Origin of the sequence: Sulfitobacter pacificus, assembly GCF_030159975.1 — a bacterium.
GTDB classification, from domain to species: domain Bacteria; phylum Pseudomonadota; class Alphaproteobacteria; order Rhodobacterales; family Rhodobacteraceae; genus Sulfitobacter; species Sulfitobacter pacificus.
The window spans coordinates 325,929-343,543 of record NZ_BSNL01000001.1; the positions used below are offsets into that span (position 1 = coordinate 325,929).

The window sequence follows — 17,615 nt, forward strand, 5'->3', positions numbered from 1 at the left end:
GTGACAGGTTGTTAAAGTTTGGTTAACGTTCTGGCTGGGGGAGACATTTTATGACGCATGGTGACCATCGCCACCACCATCATCGCCACGAAGCGAAGTGGAAAACATTTAAGACCAAAGAATCCGGCCTACCTGACTACAAACAAAAACATTTAGACAAATTACAACAACGCCTCAGCGGCCGTATTCAATTGGCAGGGGCTCCCGGATACAATGACGACCGCATGATTTTCATGCATACCTACCAGCAATACCCGCAGGTCATTGTGTTTTGCGAATGCGAGACGGATGTGCTTGCCGCGCTGGAATTTGCGCGCAAATCACGGTTGCAGGTGACTGCCCGTTCCGGTGGGCATTGCACCGCCGGCTATTCGGTAAACGATCAGGTGGTGATTGACACCTCTGGCTTGAACCATCTGGAGGTAGATAGGCAAACGCCGACCGTGCGCTGTGGGCCCGGTGTCACCTTTCGCAAGTTGAACCGCATGCTGGACCATCACAAACTGCATCTGCCCGGCGGTGGGTGCGAGACTGTGAATGTGGCCGGATATATGATGGGCGGAGGCTACGGTTTCACCTCGCGGCTGTTTGGGATGAATTGTGACCGTGTGATCGGTGTGAAGGTGGCACTGGCGGATGGGTCTGTGCTGAGCGCCAATGCGGAAGAAAACCCCGATCTGTTTTGGGCGATCCGTGGCGGGACCGGCAACCAGTTTGGTATCCTTCTGGAAGTGACCTATGACCCTGTGCCGCTGGACCGCAAGTTCTTTGGTTTTGGCCTGCGCTGGAACATGCGCCACAGACATGAGGCGGATATTCAGCGGATCTGCCGGGTGCTGGAAACCTTGCAGGCGGAATACTCCAATTCCGGCCCGCCCAAGATGGGGCATCAGGCCTTGCTGATGTATCTGCCGGATGCAGATCACCCTGACGGGCAAATCCCCTGCCTGTCTCTCCGCGGTCTTTATGATGGTTCCCGCGCCGAAGCTGAGGCTGCCCTTGGCCCCCTGCTGGCCACATTGGAAGACCCGCGCAAAGATGTGGAAATCTGGACACATAAACACCATTACACCCGCCTGAACGAGCTGTTGTTGCAGACCGCAAATCCGGCAGGACATGACATGCCAACCGTGTCTATGAACACCAAACCGCTGGTCGAAGGGTGGCTGATCGAAGAACATCACAGTGCGGACCGTTGGCGCAATGTCGTTGATCATTTTCTCGAAGCGCCGGACAAAACCTGTTTCATCGCGATGGAATTCTACGGCGGCGCAATCGCTGAACCGAAACCAGACGAGATGGCCTTTTTCCACCGCACACCATCGGTTGATCTGTTCAGCTGGGCCTTCTGGACGTTCGACACCCATAAGGAAGCGTCGATTGGCTGGCTTGACGGGCTGGGCGGTATCGTTGCCCCCATGGGCAACGGGCACCGTTACCAAAATTATCCGCGTCGCGGGACCAAAGGGTTTCTGGAGGCCTATTTCGGCACCAACCTGCCGCGTTTGCAAAAGGCAAAGGCCAAGTTTGATCCGCACAATATGTTCTGGTTTGAACAGAGTCTGGGGCTGAAACCCGACCAGAAACCACCGGTGCATGACACACCAGAGGATAAGACAGGGGATGAACGCCATGACGACCGATAGATTAAAACCCTGCACCCATGCAGATCCTGAAACTTGCGAACCATGGTGCGGACGTGACCCGACGCAGGGGCGGATGTTGGGCATTTTCTTTGACCCGCCGATGGCAATTGCACGGGTGGGGCGCTCGAAAGAACCGATGCCCGCCTATCGCTGGAAACTGGATGAAAATCCGGCACGCGGGGTACAGACCATGATCGAACCCGCCCCCAGCCTGATCGAAACCTCGGTCAAGGGCAACGGCCACCACCCGTTTACCCTGAAGGTGCAGACACCAATGCGCGTCACTTTCAAGGACCGTCATGGCAAGATCAAACCGGTGGCCCCTTTCTTTGAACTTTGGGCGCGGCTTCAGGACCCTGACGGCACCGTAGTGCAGGTGCCGGTGACACGTCATTTTCTTGAGAAACGCGGCACCAGCCTGAAACATCTGCAATTCACCGTCGAGGCGGCCAACCGCAAAGCGGAATCGCGCACCAAACTGGCCTCTTGTGCGGCGGTGGCCCGCAAGGTGTTTGCTGCGGATCACTATAAGACTCATCATCTGGACGCGATCAGCCCGCATACCGAAGGGCAGGTGCCGCTGGTGCGCGAGGACGCGCCGCTGCCGCTGGGCAAGATCAGGACCTTCAAGGAGAACCTTGAAAACATCAGCTGTAAAACCCGGCTGGATCAGGTGCGCATCCGCTTTATTCCCGGCAAGGGCGACAGCTTTGGTCCACCCGAAGCGGCCAAGGCACCGGCGTCCCCGCTGCCTGCGGGCGGGTTTGAACCACCGATGACGGAATACGGCCCGATCCACAAAATGAGCCGCAAGGAAAACCGCATCCTGAGTTCCGACACCCCGTGGTCAGGGTATAATTTCCGCACTGACAACACACCCAAATGGCCCACCCCGATGGACAGCTATGATGGCGCGCGTGTCGGGTCGGGAAATGGCTGGGGCTTGATCGACGATACCTGCGATCTGGTGCTGACGGCGCAGATGGCAGTGGAGGGCAAGGCGCATGTGGCACAGGCCCGTGCCATGGCAGGCCCTCCCGATTTCGCACCGGACAAACGTCCGATGTATTCGATACAAGACGAATTGGAAGACCGCGATCTGCCGCCTGCAACGCTTGATATTGACGAAACACCGGTTGAAATTCTGGACTTGTTCCGCCGAATTTTCGAAACCGCCAGCCTGATCAATCTGGATCAACGCCGCTCTTGGGCGCTGGATGGCAATGCCCAATTGCTGAGTGAACCCAATGAAAACGATCCCAACTGGGATTCCGGTATCACCCCGCATCTGGGGCCGAAATCCATGCGCGAAAGTGATGCGCCCTATGCCAGTCTGGTGCCGGAATATACACCGGGGCAGGGCGACACGATCGAACCACGCTCCGGCGCGAATGACCGTCTGCCCTATACCCAAGTGGTGCAACAGGTGCATGCCCGCATGTGCGATAGCCCGATCCTGCGGGCCTTCCTGCTGCGCGATCCTGACCGTGTGCGCCGCATCGTACGTCCGCCGTTTGCCCACGTGGGAGAGCTGGCGAAAATCCCCGGTGTGCAAAAAGGGCCATCGGTTGATTTTGGCGCAAACGGGCCGGATGATATTGAATTTCGCGATCCGCGTGTGACCATTGCCCAAACCTACGACATGCGTATGCCGCCCTATATGCGCCATTCGATGGGGGTGCCGCTGTCAGTCACGCGTCGGCAATATGACCTGCTGATGAAGTACCTCGAAAAACTGGAGGGAGAATGGAAGCACAGCGTGCAGCCACAGGTCGAAACGCCCGCCGCGGAGGAAAAAATATGACAGCCGGACCCAGACAATTGAACAAGGCCCGCAAGGCTGATGCTGACGGCAATCCGGCCTACCGCGAACCGGTATTGGGCAATCCGGTGTCGACCTTGATGGAATCCGGTGTCGGTAACTGTTTTCCGGGGTTGGAATTCGACCTGCGCCAATTGGACGTGCGGTTCTTTCCGGGGCTGGTGTTTGAATTCCTTGGCATCACCCCTGCCGGGCCGGATGGCACACAGGGTGCGCGGCTGACCTATGCTTTCCCCAAGGGTGATCCGATCATTGCGGATAAATATACCGATGACGGTCCCGATTGGGTCACTGACCTGAAGAAACAATTTGCCGGTCCCGCCGGTACGGCGCTGGGCAGTGGCACATGGTATCTGCATTTTGTCGAACAGGACGGCAAGCGGATCATGATGTATGACTATTCGCTGTATCAGAACGGTGTCGGTCTGGTCCCTTATGAGGGTGAAACTGTATGGTGGATTATTCGCCTGATTGAAGCAGAGAAACCTCTGACCATTGCCCTGACGCAACGCGGCCCTGACGGATCACCCAGTGGCGCGCCTGTGGTGCTGACCGGCCGGCGGCGCATGTTTCTGAACGAAGAGGGGATGATTGATCCGGTCTATCACCCCGGTGAACTTACTTCCTCCATGTGCAGCCCCTGGACCCATGATTTTCGGGATTGCGCCTGTCATTACTGGGCGTCAAACCATCCCGATGTTGTCTTGGGCGAGGTGGATGATCCACAACAGCTGCCTGATGGCACCGATAAGGATGATCCGGCGCAGGCAGTTACCTTTATCGACTGGATGCGCAGACGGCATTTGCCGCTCAAGGATGTCTCGGCGCAGACCACTTTGGAAAAGGCGCGCCCGGATCGGTACGATCCATATGAAATCAACCTCCATTGGGAGGAGCTGGATTTTGTTCTGCAAGGGCAGGAGACCGAGGGGACAACGGATCTGCTAAAGTTGCAACCGCAGGAGCCTTACGAAAAACTGGAAGAATTGATCGACGACCTGCACGAATTGGCAGGGATGGAGCTGACTCTGGCGTTGGAGTATCTTTACGCCTATTTCAGCCTGCGCGAACCGGATGAGGTGACGCCGGATCAAGAGGCCGCATGGCCCGGCCTGACAGAAGATCTGCGCGCCGCGCGGCAGTTGATCCTATCTGTAGCGCTGAGTGAAATGACCCATCTGCGCTGGGTGAACCAGACGTTGTGGTTGATTTTTGCCGCCTATCCGGAAGTCGGCACATATGAACCCGTCCTATCACCGACCAAGATCGAAGCGGACCCGCACAGTAAGACCGGGCATAGCGGGACCGGTGAATTGCGCCCTGCAACACAAGCTGTCTTGCAGAACTTTGTTGATATTGAACGCCCCGGCGGGGATCTGGATACCGAATACGTCAAGCTGGTGGCCTATTTGCGCGAGTATATGGATCACTTTCCCGAGGGCCTGTACCAGCTGGCCGTTCGGATCGACAGCGACGGGATGCAGCACTATCAAAAATTCCGCGATGTGATGCGGATACTGCAGCCTTATGCCGCGCAGGAAGCCCTGTATCTGCGCCCCGTCAAAGAGGCCAAGCCGGACGCCGCAGAGGTACAACCGGCGCTACATTTGATTGACCTTGCGCTTGAGGCCCTGGGCAAAGGGTATCTGATCGAGGCAAACCTGGGCGATATGCCCCAGGCCAACACCGAAATCAAAAAGGCCCGTGATGCCATGCATGACCTCAGCGACATGGCCTTGGCGCTTGCCCGCAAAAACATCGGCATACCATTTTTTGCAAACCTGAAATGACGGTGGTTTTGCCTGATCTGATGCAGAAGCCGGTCAGCGGTCTGGCCCATGTGGCGGATGATCTGGTGCTGATGGCGGAAACTGCTGCAATCTTTGGCCTGTCGGATGCGCAGGCTACGAAACTGCGTGCGGCCTTGCTGGCCGGTGATGCAGCTGCCGCGCCTGAGCTGGCCCGTTTGGGGCTCGACGCTGTGCCGCTTGGCACGCCGCCTGATACAGAAATCCATCCGGTACGGGCGCTGGCCCTGACGGTATCGCAAACCTGTAATCTGGCCTGTGGCTATTGCTACGCGGCGGGTGGCAGTTTTGGCGGAGCGGATACGCGCATGGATTGGACAGTCGCCAAAGGTGCGATTGACCAGTTGATTGATGCCACCGTTCCGGGTGGCGGGGTCAAGATTGCCTTTATGGGGGGGGAGCCCATGGTGGCGCGGGATTTGATCCGAAAATCCGTGACTTACGCAAATAAACGTGGTGCTGCGCGGGCCATTCAGGTGGGCTATTCCCTGACCACCAATGGCACGTTGATTTTCCCCGAGGACGCTGCGTTTTTCGCCCGCCACCGGTTTGCCGTGACGGTAAGCCTTGATGGTGGCAAGGCGGTGAACGACCGCCTGCGTCCTGATCGCGCGGGCAAGGGCAGCTTTGCCCGCGTCGCACAGCGCCTTGCACCGCTGCTGGCGCATCGCGACCGGATTTCGCTGGGCGCGCGGGTGACTGTGACGCCGCAAAATCTCGATCTGCTGCAGGTGGTTGATGATATTGCCGCGCTGGGTTTTGCCTCGGTTGGGGTGTCGCCGATGATTTCGTCGCCCACGGGGCAGGGTGCCTTGATCGGGCAGGATTTTGCACAATTGCTTGCGGCGATGACGGCTTGTGGTGATGCCTGGATGCGCGCGACACTCGCGGGGCGCAGCCATCCTTTTGCCAATCTCGCCACGGTTCTGGGCGAGCTTCATCGCGGCAGCCCGCGCAGCCATGGCTGTGGTGCGGCGCGTGATTATCTGGCAGTGGATGCTGCTGGCGATTATTCCGCCTGTCATCGCTTTGTCAAAGATCCGCTGGGGGCGATGGGGGATCTGGAGAGCGGGCCGGATGATGTCGCGCGCGCGGCCTTTCTAGATGCCCGCACGGTAGAACGCCAAACCCCGTGCCAAACCTGTTGGGCCCGGCGGCTGTGCGGTGGTGGCTGCCATCAGGAGGTGCTGCACGCGGGGCGACCGGCCTGCGACTTTGTGCGGGGCTGGCTGGACTACGGGCTGCGCGCCTACGGGCGCTTGAGTGCTGCGCAGCCGGATTGGTTTGATGCGCAGGCATAAGGCGCAGGTTGCTGTATTGGGGGCAGGACCGGCGGGGGCAATTGCCGCACGCCAGCTGGGGCTGGCGGGTATCGACGTCCTGCTGATTGATCCGCTCACGCCTCACAAGGGTCAGGGTATCGAGAGCTTTCCACCATCCGGCGCACCATTGGCAGAAGAGCTCGGCTTGCTTCAGGCATTCTGCGCCGTCAGCGATGGACCGGCAGAAGCGATGCAGATGGTCTGGCGTGAGGCCCCGGAGCTACGCGCGTTTGAAGGTGCCGGGCCATTGCTGCTGCACCGTGGTGCTTTGCATGAAAGCCTGCGCGAGGAGGCCTTGCGATATGCACGGGCGTTAAAAGCGCGGGTGCGTGACGTTGGGCCGTGTGGCGAAGGTGTTCAATTGCACACGGATGCGGGCAAGGTTCAGTGTGATCTGGTGATTGACGCCCGGGGACGTCATGCAAACAAACGCCCTGCCACGGATCTCACAGCCCTGCCATTTACCGCGCGGGAGGATTCGCCCGCCTTTGTGATGGGGTTGGAGGCTTTGCCGGATGGCTGGTTCTGGGCCTGTTCATTGCCCGAAGGTCAGGTTCAAGGTGTGGTGTTCCAACCCGCAGCAGCGCTTGCGGGAAAAGGGGCGGCGGCGCGCGCGGCTTACCTGACGGCTTGTTTGGCGGAGTCGGATTGTTTCCCCTATCTATCTGCAATCACTGTGGGGAAACCTGCTGCTGCGGGCCTGTCTGCGGTGGGGGACCCTGTTGTCACAGCGCGGCATTTGCTGGTGGGGGATGCCGCATTGGCGCGGGACCCGATTGCATCACATGGGTTGGTCCATGCATTGCGCAGCGGGGTTCAAACGGCGATTGCCGCTTTGACCATCCTTGATCCTACTGGCGATGACCACGCGGCGCAGAGTTTTTTGCGCCACAAACATCAGGCAGCGGTGGTTGCCGCGCAGCTTGCCACGGATCGTGCCTATGCGGATCAATCACGGTTTCAAACCGCGTTCTGGACCGCCCGCAGCGCGCGCGAAGTGCAATCCGCCCCAGCGGCGCTTGTATTGCAAGGTCCGGTAACGCTGGCCGCGCCACTGACCCGCGCCCCGGTACTGTCACAGGATCGCATTTATTGGGCACCGGCAATTAAACTTCGCGTGCAGGATGATTTTCTGACCGGGCTGGGGCCGGTGACCGCGCTGGATGTTGCGGCGGCCTGTCGTCCTGCTGCATCCTTGCAAGAGATTGCGAACCGGCTGGGCCGTCAACATGACATGCCGCTTGTTTTCAAACTGCTGGAACGCCTGACCCTTGGCGGCGCTTTTGTTCAGGTCAGGCCAACGGCCTGAACAAGGGCGGTGGCGCGTTGCGTATCCCACCCCTGATCATCGGATGCCATTCGTTGCAGGGCGTCACGCAGAGGCTGGATTGTGGTCGGGCCGGGATCCGCCACGGCAATGTCGCAGAGGATCCGCAGCGCCAGCGTCAGGGCACCGGCGCGGGTTGCACTTTTCAAGGCTTCCTGACGCAGCTGGCCGGCAATCTCGACCTTCCCCCGCGCTGCGGCAACGCAGGCCCGCAGGCGCAACAACTCCGGCGCGGTCCAGGTCTCACCGGTGCGCAGCTCAAGCGTTGAACCTTCTGACAGGGCGGCCTCTGCGCCGTCAACATCATCAGCCCGCAAAGAGGCCTCGGCGATCAAGGAGGCGACCAAGGGCCCGTAGTTAAAGGGGTTTACCTCGCGAAACTCTTTTACGCGCAGGGCAAGGTCGGTCATCTCAGCAGGTTTTGGCGGTTCGGGCCGCAGGCACAGTTGGGTGACAAAAGGGAACAGGACGGCAGCGGCGCGCATCACCCGGATGTCGTGTTTTTCACCCAATGCAATGGCTTCGCTGGCAATCACCGAAAGTTCGGTTCCATGGCGGGCAAGTGCCCCCAGCATGACCCGAAAGGCCATTGCCTGCGCCAGTGAATGGGCATGGCCGATTTCACGGGAATGGTTGATGGAGAAGGCACCAAAATGGCGCGATTGCTGTAGATCGCCAGTCAGCCAGTTTGACATGCACAGGAAGGCCGCGCAGATTTCCGCGTGGTCATAGCCATGGGCATGGGCCAGAGGCAGATGGGTGTCCTTGTCATATTGGGACAAGGCAAGACTTAGGTTACGCTGGGCGGTTTTCTGGTCGGATCGGTGAAACGCCACGGCCCCAATGGCGCGGGTGCCAATCATCACAAAGGTCTTGTCCTGACTGTGGCTGGCGGTTTCCAACAGGGTTTCGGCGTATTCCTGCGCCTGCGGATAGTTGGCCCGCACCAATGAATGCGCATAAAGCCCGTTCAGCGCTAAAAGCTCTGTCTTGCTGTCGCCAAGCTCGCGGGCGAGTTGCACCGCCTGTGTGCCAAGATCCGCACTGGCGTCCGTCGCGATCCCAAAGCGTGACCGTTCAACAGAGGCGAGACCGGTGATCGTACGCAGGTGTTTTTTCTTGTTGGCAGCATTGCCCGGCAGCCGTTGCATGGCGCCATTGGCCATTTCCAGGAAATGCCCCGCTTCGATCAGAGCAGAGCGTTTCAGCAGGCTTTCACCCGCCTCCAGCGCATGAGCGGCAGTGTTTTCCCAATCTCGTGCGACATGAGCATGTGTTGCCAGAACATCAGGGCGCTGGGCCTCAGTGTCTGTATAATATCCGCCCAGCGCCGAATAGGCCGCCGTGTGCAGCCGCCTTCGGGATTGTCCGACGATCTGTTCATAGATCACATCTCGGTACACCTGATGGCGGATGGTCGCCACCTCCTGTCCTTGTGTCCCCTCACGCAAGACCAGACCGGCCTGCTCCAATGCATCTATCGCCGGTTTCATGCTGTCGGCATCACGATCAAGGACCGCCGCTAACAGGGAAGGGCTGGCTGGGCTGTCCAAGACTGCAAGGGCTTCGATCACGCTGCGCCCCATACGGATCCCGTCAAGACGTTTGGAGACGGATTCATAAATCGTATGCGGGATTTCCACCGAACCTGCGACCATTGTCTGTTGCTGCGTGGCCTGCGCCTGGCCCAGTGTTTCCAGCATCAGGGGATTGCCGCCGGAATGACTCAGGATGTTGTTACGGATGGGGTGCGGGATTGGCTTGTTCCCAAAAATCCCCTGCAACAGCTTTTCACAATGGCGCTGATCCAGCGGCGGCAGGATCAGGGTTTCATGGCCTTTCTGTTCGATCCAGATGTCGGGGCTGTCTGCGCGCGTTGCGGCGATCATCATCAGCGCAGCCCCCTCGCGGCGGGCACGTTCTGCGGCACGTTTCAAAAGCTCGCGGGTGGAGTTATCAGCCCATTGGGCGTTTTCCACAAACAGCAGGGTCGGGCCGGATGCCCCCCGGATGATCCAGCGGCCAAGAAAATCAAGGATACTGTCACGGTCCCGCAGCGAAAGTGTCACATCTTCCGCAGGTGTAGCACCAAGCCCGAGGAACTGGGCGGCACGGTGCAGCAGTTCCGGGGCCGGGTCACCGAGAAGACTGGCGAGCGATGGGTTTGTCGCCCCTGAAGCGGTCAGCGCATCCAGTGTTTTGGCCACCGGCAACAGGGGCGAACGGGCGCCCATTGCGGCGCAATGCAGGTGCACGACGCGCATCGAAGGGTTGGTCTGCATCGACACGAAACTTTGGATCAGGGTCGATTTTCCAATGCCCGCATCGCCGGTGATTGTGACGGTAACCGGCGTGCCGGCCTGTGCCTGCGTCCACAGTCGGCGCAGGGTGGCAGCCTCGCCGTCACGCCCGATCAGCGTGGCGGGTGCAACCGGGCCTTCGACCTCACGGCGCAGCCCAAGAACGTGAAACACTTCAGTGCCAGAGGGCAGCCCCTTGAGGTCATGCGCCTCTACCTCGGAATAAAGTACGGAACTTCGGGTCAGATGCTGGGTCTTGCTGTCCACCACAATGGATTGCGGGTTGGCCACGGTCTGAAGCCGCGCGGCGCGATTGACCACGGGGCCAACCAGTTGCATCGCATCTCCGCGCAGGGCCCCGCTGGCCTGTCCGACGGCGGCCTGCCCGGTGGCAATGCCAATCCGTGTGGGAATATGAAACGACGCCCGTCCGTCAAAGGTCACCAGCTTTTCCGCCAATGCGCGTTGTAGATTTTGTGCCGCCTGAACACAGCGTTCGGCAAATCCGTCAAGGACACGCGGATAGCCGAACAGGATGACCACACCATCACCTTGCGAGCCGACAAGATAGCCATCATGCTGTCGGGCGATGTCATCAGCGACCTGATAATAATGCTGCATGATGATCTGCATGTCTTCGATACTGTGCTGCTGGCTCAACTCTGTGGAGCCAACAATATCGCAGAACAGCACGCTGATACGGCGCAGCTGGATCGGGGCCTCTTCGGGGGGGGCATCGGCAGGCGCTGCGTCGCCCGCAGCCGCTGGCAAGGCATCCATCGCGGCCAGCAGTTTCTTGCGTTGGCCCAGGGTCAAGCCAAGCTCTTTCAGGTCGTCCTTATCCAACAGCATCAGGGTCGACATATCAATGTCTTCTGCGGAAAACAGATCAAGCAGTTGAGGCAAGCCGATGCCGGCCAGAAACTCCGAGATATGCGGTGCAGGGCGCGTCATGAAAAGGGTTATCTCCGCACGAGTGGCTGACATGGTGTAAACCGGCCCGATGTCCTAAATTTAGACTAGGCAGGAACGAATTAGCAATGCAGGTCACGTTTTTATCACGTGCAATGGATGCGTGTGGTCGTGTTGGTCGATGTGGAATATACCCTGCGTTGTATCCGGTGACGTTCTGGCGAGGTTCTGCCGAATTGGCAAGCATTCACGCCCGGGAATCATAAAACAGATGTCACCGGGGATTGCCGCACAGGGGCCAAGGGTCGCGAAGCTGGGGAGCCAGCTCTTTGTCGCACTGACGGACTCGCCATCATCAGCCTAGGAAATGCAGAGAAGACGCCTTGGGATTGGTCCCCGGAGATCACAACGGCAGTGTGGATTACAGAACAATGAACGCGCGGGAACTCGGGCCAGCGGAGTTTGCCCTAGCCGGATCTGTCAACGATCGGATGCGCCGCAGGGCGGGCCAGCGTGGCCCTATCTGCCCTGATTATCATCCTCCGCTTCGTCATCTTCAGCGTCATCTTCTTCGAGCTGTGCCGCAGCGTTCAAAGTGGCCTGACGTTGCTCCAGATATTCTTCCAGACGCTTCTTGTCGTTGGCGGCTTCACCGGCAATCATCTGTGCTTGCGCGGTCAGACTTTCCACAACGCCAATAAAATCCGCATGTGCGGCCCCGCCGGTCCAGTCGCCAGCCTCTGCCGGTTCGGCGTTCTTGGGCGCATAAGAACGCAGGGCTGCGATCAGCCCTGATGTTGCACGGTCCACGTCATCCAGAAATGTGCCATATGCCGGTGTCTCGCGGGCTGGGTTAGAGATATCAAACTCCGGGAAATCCGTGTCGCGCTTGGCGGAATAATCCGCATCCGGTCCCAATAAGGCAACCAACAGGGACAGTTGGCGGTCAATTTCTGGTGTCTTTACAGACTCCGGGGCGAGGGGGGGCGTGGCGCGTTCCGCCGCTGCAGCCTTGAAGCGTAACCAGCTGACAAGGGTGGGCACCGGCGTGCCGGGGTGCCAGTCCTTTTTGATCGGAACCCGCTTCATGATCTGCGGATCATCGGTATAGAGCGTCTCGAAATAGCTTACGACCTTCTGGCAGACGTTCTTTTGGTCGGCAAGCACCTCGGGTGTCAGGCCACAGCTGCGCCCGACCTCTTTGGCAATCGGATCTCCGTCAATCACGATGCCATAGGCGATGACGCATTTTGACAAGGTGGAATTCCACTTCATCGCGGTGCGTGCCCTTTTGCGGTCTCCGGGCGATTTGAGGGCAATCAGATACAGCTGCCAACCGGCCTCGATTTCCGCTTCTTTCTGCATCTTATAGGCAAATTCGGTCAGGGCGCGCGCCATGCTTGTCCCGATTTGGATACCGGCACCAACGGCTGTCCCGCTGCCCATGCTGACCCCCGAGGCGTCGGCCAGTTTGATTGATTCCGCAGCAACACCAAGACTGTCATACAAAACCCGTAGCACCTGAAGGCTGACCTGAACGCGGGCTGAATTAAGACGCCCATTGATCGCCGGCCCGTAAACAGAGCTATTGCCCACGGTCAGCGCCATATTATCCATCCATTTGTTCAACTGGTAGGATTTACGCACCAACGTCGTGGCATCGATCAAAAGTTTCTGGATCGCCACCGCCAGTCCCGCACCGGGCAAAGCGGCAGCAAGGGCGGCGGCACCAACACCGGTGATCACCTCAAGCGCTTGCCATTTCATGTTGCAGGACCGCGCTTCGGCAAGCAGCTTGTCCATCGCCGCCATTGCCTTTTGTTCTTTCTCAACCGAGTCGAGATCCTGCGGCGGTTGCGCGGCGTCATCAAGAAGCGCGTTTAAAACTTCCAACTCGCGCGCGCTTGCCTCTTCAATCTGCGCGAAAAACTCGTCGCGCCGGGCCGGGTCTTGCAGATCTCTCTTGAAATCCGACATGGCGCGGGCCTTGCGGGCGTTCTCCTGCTCGGCCAGAAACTTCTTTTGCGCCATCAAGGCTTCGGAATTGTCAGTGGGGGTCTCCATTCCAAGGCTGGGTTTGGCTGTGACCGCAACATCACCGGCAGCATTGGCATCATTGTTAAAGATGTCGTATTCAACCTGCGTCTTTTGAAACAGGGCGTTGGCCGAGCCCATTTCAATATCTTCACCTCCTTTAACGGTATAGGTGCCGCCCGCGATTTGCGGCATGGCTCCCGCCAAAGAGGCGCTGATCGCGGAGAACCCGACATTGGCAAGGATCACCTTCAAATCCACCTTACCGCCATCGCTGGCGACCACATCCGCAAGATGCTTTGCAATGGCCGGAATGTTGGAGCCAGCAAGGATGGCGGCCTGAACGGTAAGCCCGATCTGTTGCCATTTGCCCTGATCGCCAAGCACCATATTGCCCTGATCATCGGTGCCGCGTTTGACATCAACGGCGGCAAAGCTGGCCCCGACCGCCCCGGCAATCCCATTCAATGCCTCGGTGATGGCACCCACACCGCCGTCGTAATCCCCATCTACAAACTTCATCGTTGCGGTGAAAAGGCTGAAACCGGTGTTGCCCCCTGCGATCAAGGCCGTCACCGATTTTGACGCGATGTTCATCTGGGTCTGGAAGGAGGAGGAAAACGCTGTTGAGGCATCCGTTGCCACAACATTTGCAGAGTAAACGGAGATTGATGCCGCCGCTGCATTGCCCAAAGCGTTGAAGGCGGCCTTCGCCACCCCGGCCGCAAAGGTTCTGCGCCGGCCATCCTCTGGTTTGTCCAAAGTTGAATCAAGAATGCTTAACCCGCCGGACAGCACCGTGGTGGTCATGGTCACGGCGGCAATCTGCAACGCGGCTTCGCGGCCCTGTTGCTTTAATCCGTTTAACCGTTCGATATTTTCCAACTGTTCAGGGGTGGCCGTCCCCGCAGTTTTTGCCGCATTGTCCCTTGCCAGATCCAGCGTGTCCTGACGCGTCATTGTCTGTGCGTCAAAACTGTCGATCTTGATGGCATCACCGGCCAGCGACCCCATCAGGGATACCACATCAGCGCCGATTTTGATCGCCCGTTTTGCGCTGGTGTATTTTGACGCTGTCTTGGAATAGCTTTCCAGCTTGTCCTGATAAATCTCGCAGGCACCGTTAAATACCTGTGCTTCCTGACTGTATTTGTCCGCCACTGCATTGGAGGGGATCACTTCAGCGCGCACCAGGGGCGTCCATAATTCGCGCGTGATATCCGCCACGGTGAACAGCAGGTTGCCATCGGCGTCTTTGGCCTCTTCCATTTCGGTCTGCAGATCGAACAGCTTTTCATGCAGTTTGGTCAGTTCCCGTACCGCCTCGTCATCGACCTGATATTCGTCAACAAGATCATGTACGGTATCAACCTCATCATCGCGGTCGCCGTTCTTCCAATCCATCGTGCGGTTAGACCGCTCAATCAGGCCAAGAAATTTCTTCCGCTTCCATTCCACCTTCAGTTCTTCAGAGGCGGCCATCAGGTTTTCCTGAAGGTCGGAAATTTCGTCTGTAACCGACGCGAGAACCCGATTGCGCTCGTCCTGCCTTGCTGTGATCGCGTTATAGTCAATCGCGCTCTGCTGGGTCTTGGCGAGCCATTCGGTCTGTGCACTGGAAAAGGCCATGTCTAACTCCGCTCGGTTAATCTTTGATTGCAGTCAAAAGCCGCATTTCCAATCGGGGCAGGGCTTGGCGGGCTGTCACAAGCCGCTCAGACGCTTCTGCCTTGGCAAAGGGGTGGCTGCGGAAATGTTGCATCGGCGCAAAACTGTCAAACAGTGCCATCAGTTTACGCAGTTCCTGCAAGGCGGTTTTCCGGGCAATCTTGCGATCTGAAAGGCTCCTGCTTCGGTCAGCCACATGTCCAGATTGCGTGCTCATTTCGGCAACGTTCACTTTCTGCAGTGAGCTTTGCAGTTTGGTGAAAAAGCCGTTGATGCTGGCCGCGTCAAAGGGGGGCATCGCAAGCTGGTTGCCCTGATCTGTTTCACCTACGGGTTCAATAATATCTTCAACAAATGTTCCAAGTTTAAGCGTGAACAACTGGATTGCATTTGCGCAGTTGCTGGCTGCTGTCGCCAGATCACCGTCCAGTATTTCGCTGGCCTTGCGCGCATCATCGGCAATTTGAGCCGCGCGGCTGTTAAGCCCTTCCAACTTGCCCAAGCCGTCGATGTAGCTGCCGGATTTCTTGGTCTCTGCTTCCAGACCATCGCGCTCTGCCTCAAGGCTGGTGATCTCGCTGGGATCCCCCTTAAGGTGTTCCAGAAGCTGTTTTGTTTCACTCAGCTTGCGCGTCAGATCTGAGATACCACTATTGAAGTCGCTTTTCTTCGCCTCATTCGCGTCGTGATCCAACTGACCGGATCGCGCGACCCCGATCAGCCCCTGCACATATTCACTTTCGGTCTCATCCAGATCGTTGCCGGCCTTCCGCTTTTCAAGCAGGGACAGAAGCCAGCCCAGGTTGCCATTGATTTCAACTAACCCTGCTGCCGCCTGTCGCAGAGACGCGGGCGAACGTTCAGCGATCTGGTCGCGGATCGTAGCCATGCGTGCAATTTCCGGCCCATAGTAGCCATCAAACTGAATGATACCTGTCTCATCTTTCTTCAGCCGTTCGCCGATCTTCTTAATAATCTTGTCAACACCATCGGCTTGCGTCACCAGAGCCCGCTTGAGCGTCTGCAATTCAAGCATTTCCGCCCGGAACTGCATGACCCGTTCATGCAGCTCCTCCGTGTCCCGCGTTACCTTTTCTTGAAGGCGGGTCAGATGGCTGGCGCGCAATGCGTCTAACTCTGCCGTAAAATCCAACAAACGGCCGGGTTCATACAGCGGATAGAGTTTTTTGGTCTTGGCGATACTTTTTTCGACATCGGTGAAACCCTTTTCCAGATGAACATAGATGTTTGGGTCTTGCTCAATGGCTGCGATAAAGTTTGCGACACCTTCAAGATATTCATCCGCGGTTTTCAACGCGTCAACAGAGTCACTTTCGATCAGCTGTCTGGCGGCCAGCATCTGAAGCTCTATCTCCTCCAATGCGCCACGGGGCAGCTTGCTGTTCTTCTTCTTGCCCTTCTGCTGGCCGGATTTCGTATCTCTCTGCGTGGCGATTTCGCCGCTGCGGGTCCTTTTGAAAAAGTCTTCATAGCGGGTATCAAGCGCTTCCAGCGTGCTCTGCAACTCTTCCGGGTCAAGGTTGGCCCGTCTTAGATCTTGATCCTTTGCGCGATCCAGACGTGTCCGAACGTAATCAGCCACCTCGCGCACGTCTTCCAGCACCAGCGGCATGTGGGCCTGCACCTCCGCCAAACGTATGCTTTCATCCAGCTTGCGTTGACATCTTTCCGGGCGCACCCGATGTCCGTTGGCTCGTAATGTCGCGATGTCGGTTCGAATGTCGGCCCAGAGTTGCAGCACCTGCAAGGCAATATTGCGTGCCTCAATGGTTTCTTGGCTCAGGTCGGTTACCTCTTTCAAAAAGGTATCCCGCAGGTCGGGGGCATTGGTAGCGACCGCCTGTTTGATGGCGACCGACAAGGCTTCCAGTCGGAAACCAAATTGATCTGCCGCCGTGGGCATGCCCTTGTCACGCAATAGGGAAATCTGCCCTTCGACCTCGTTCATCGGGCCGTCGAGATCCCCATATTCATTGACCAGCGTGGGCAGGGTGCTGGCCCCTGTTCTGGCTGTGCGGAAGGCAATTAACTGGGTTTGGGTTTCGGCGACACGCTGTGTTGCGGCGGCCAGATCGCCAGACCCGGCCAGCAGGATTGCCTGTTCCAGCATGCCGAACAGAATTTTGTATTCCGTCCCGTTGATAATGGCATAGCTAAGCGTCTTTCCATCACTTGCAGAGGTGATCTTCATGATCTCTGCACGCGCCCGTTCTACATTACCCTGCACCATGACATGTTGTTGGCGGAACTGGGCCAGCAGATCCTGGTCCAGGACGTTCAGATCAACAGGCGCAGCTTCCTCCAGCCTGCGGATTTCAGTGCGAACGTCCCGCAGATCACCCCGCAGATGCCCCTCCACCGCGCGCAGTTGCGCAACATGGGCGTCGACCCGATCAACGATGGCAAGGTCGGCTTTGTCTCTACCATGCTCTTGGGCCAATGCCTCGCGTTCAAGCGTCAATGCGTCGATGTCGGCATCCGGTTGCGGGTTGGCAATCGCAGCGTCAAGCGCTTGCAGCCTGTCTTCCTGATTGGCAATGACATCGCGCAACAGGGAAGAGCGATCGCCGTTCAGGGCAAAGGCGCGATCTTCTTGCAGTTGCCGCTTGGGCGAAGCGCGCAGGTTTTTTGCATCGGGACGCGACTCGTTCCTGCCCCGCAGCCTTTTCCAACCGCGCGCGCGGTTGAAGGCGGTAACCCAGTCGTCAACCGGCGTGTCCAGCACAAGGTTCGGTGTTTTTGTCATGATGTTCTC

At 58.1% G+C, this 17,615-nt stretch carries 8 protein-coding genes; 5 read left to right on the forward strand and 3 right to left on the reverse strand.

Going from position 1 to position 17,615, the window contains the following annotated elements:
• Nucleotides 1-224: 224 nt before the first annotated feature.
• The 5 genes from QQL78_RS01730 to QQL78_RS01750 are packed head-to-tail and all read left to right on the forward strand — an operon-like array spanning nt 225 to nt 7,907.
• The gene (locus tag QQL78_RS01730) at nt 225-1,646 is read left to right on the forward strand and encodes an FAD-binding oxidoreductase (protein ID WP_284369947.1); all 1,422 of its coding nucleotides are present in this window, start codon (nt 225-227) and stop codon (nt 1,644-1,646) included.
• Complete coding sequence (locus QQL78_RS01735) at nt 1,633-3,450, forward strand: hypothetical protein (protein WP_284369949.1); 1,818 nt, start codon at nt 1,633-1,635, stop codon at nt 3,448-3,450. Before QQL78_RS01730 ends, QQL78_RS01735 begins: the two co-directional genes overlap by 14 nt.
• Nucleotides 3,447-5,258: a ferritin-like domain-containing protein gene (locus tag QQL78_RS01740; RefSeq protein WP_284369951.1), complete on the forward strand. Its 1,812-nt coding sequence runs from the start codon at nt 3,447-3,449 to the stop codon at nt 5,256-5,258. Before QQL78_RS01735 ends, QQL78_RS01740 begins: the two co-directional genes overlap by 4 nt.
• Nucleotides 5,255-6,577, forward strand: a complete 1,323-nt coding sequence (locus tag QQL78_RS01745; RefSeq protein WP_284369953.1) for a radical SAM/SPASM domain-containing protein — start codon at nt 5,255-5,257, stop codon at nt 6,575-6,577. The genes QQL78_RS01740 and QQL78_RS01745 overlap by 4 nt, the downstream gene beginning before the upstream one ends.
• A complete protein-coding gene (locus QQL78_RS01750; protein ID WP_284369955.1) occupies nt 6,564-7,907 on the forward strand; it encodes an NAD(P)/FAD-dependent oxidoreductase in 1,344 nt (447 codons plus the stop codon). The genes QQL78_RS01745 and QQL78_RS01750 overlap by 14 nt, the downstream gene beginning before the upstream one ends.
• Here the strand turns inward: QQL78_RS01750 and QQL78_RS01755 are convergent.
• From QQL78_RS01755 to QQL78_RS01765, 3 genes are all read right to left on the reverse strand, one after another.
• A complete protein-coding gene (locus QQL78_RS01755; RefSeq protein WP_284369957.1) occupies nt 7,886-11,179 on the reverse strand; it encodes an AAA family ATPase in 3,294 nt (1,097 codons plus the stop codon). The genes QQL78_RS01750 and QQL78_RS01755 overlap by 22 nt on opposite strands.
• A gap of 477 nt (nt 11,180-11,656) precedes the next feature.
• On the reverse strand, nt 11,657-14,800 hold the full coding sequence (locus QQL78_RS01760) for a hypothetical protein (protein WP_284369959.1): 3,144 nt from the start codon (nt 14,798-14,800) through the stop codon (nt 11,657-11,659).
• Between the two features lie 16 nt (nt 14,801-14,816).
• Nucleotides 14,817-17,606 carry a hypothetical protein gene (locus QQL78_RS01765; protein ID WP_284369960.1) on the reverse strand — a complete coding sequence of 930 codons (2,790 nt, stop codon included), beginning with the start codon at nt 17,604-17,606 and terminating at the stop codon, nt 14,817-14,819.
• Nucleotides 17,607-17,615: the final 9 nt, after the last annotated feature.

Coding starts and splice junctions, on each gene's coding strand:
- QQL78_RS01730 (WP_284369947.1), top strand. CDS start 225: ATGATTTTCATGCATACCTACCAGCAATACCCGCAGGTCATTGTGTTT.
- QQL78_RS01735 (WP_284369949.1), top strand. CDS start 1,633: ATGACGACCGATAGATTAAAACCCTGCACCCATGCAGATCCTGAAACT.
- QQL78_RS01740 (WP_284369951.1), top strand. CDS start 3,447: ATGACAGCCGGACCCAGACAATTGAACAAGGCCCGCAAGGCTGATGCT.
- QQL78_RS01745 (WP_284369953.1), top strand. CDS start 5,255: ATGACGGTGGTTTTGCCTGATCTGATGCAGAAGCCGGTCAGCGGTCTG.
- QQL78_RS01750 (WP_284369955.1), top strand. CDS start 6,564: ATGCGCAGGCATAAGGCGCAGGTTGCTGTATTGGGGGCAGGACCGGCG.
- QQL78_RS01755 (WP_284369957.1), bottom strand. CDS start 11,179: ATGACGCGCCCTGCACCGCATATCTCGGAGTTTCTGGCCGGCATCGGC.
- QQL78_RS01760 (WP_284369959.1), bottom strand. CDS start 14,800: ATGGCCTTTTCCAGTGCACAGACCGAATGGCTCGCCAAGACCCAGCAG.
- QQL78_RS01765 (WP_284369960.1), bottom strand. CDS start 17,606: ATGACAAAAACACCGAACCTTGTGCTGGACACGCCGGTTGACGACTGG.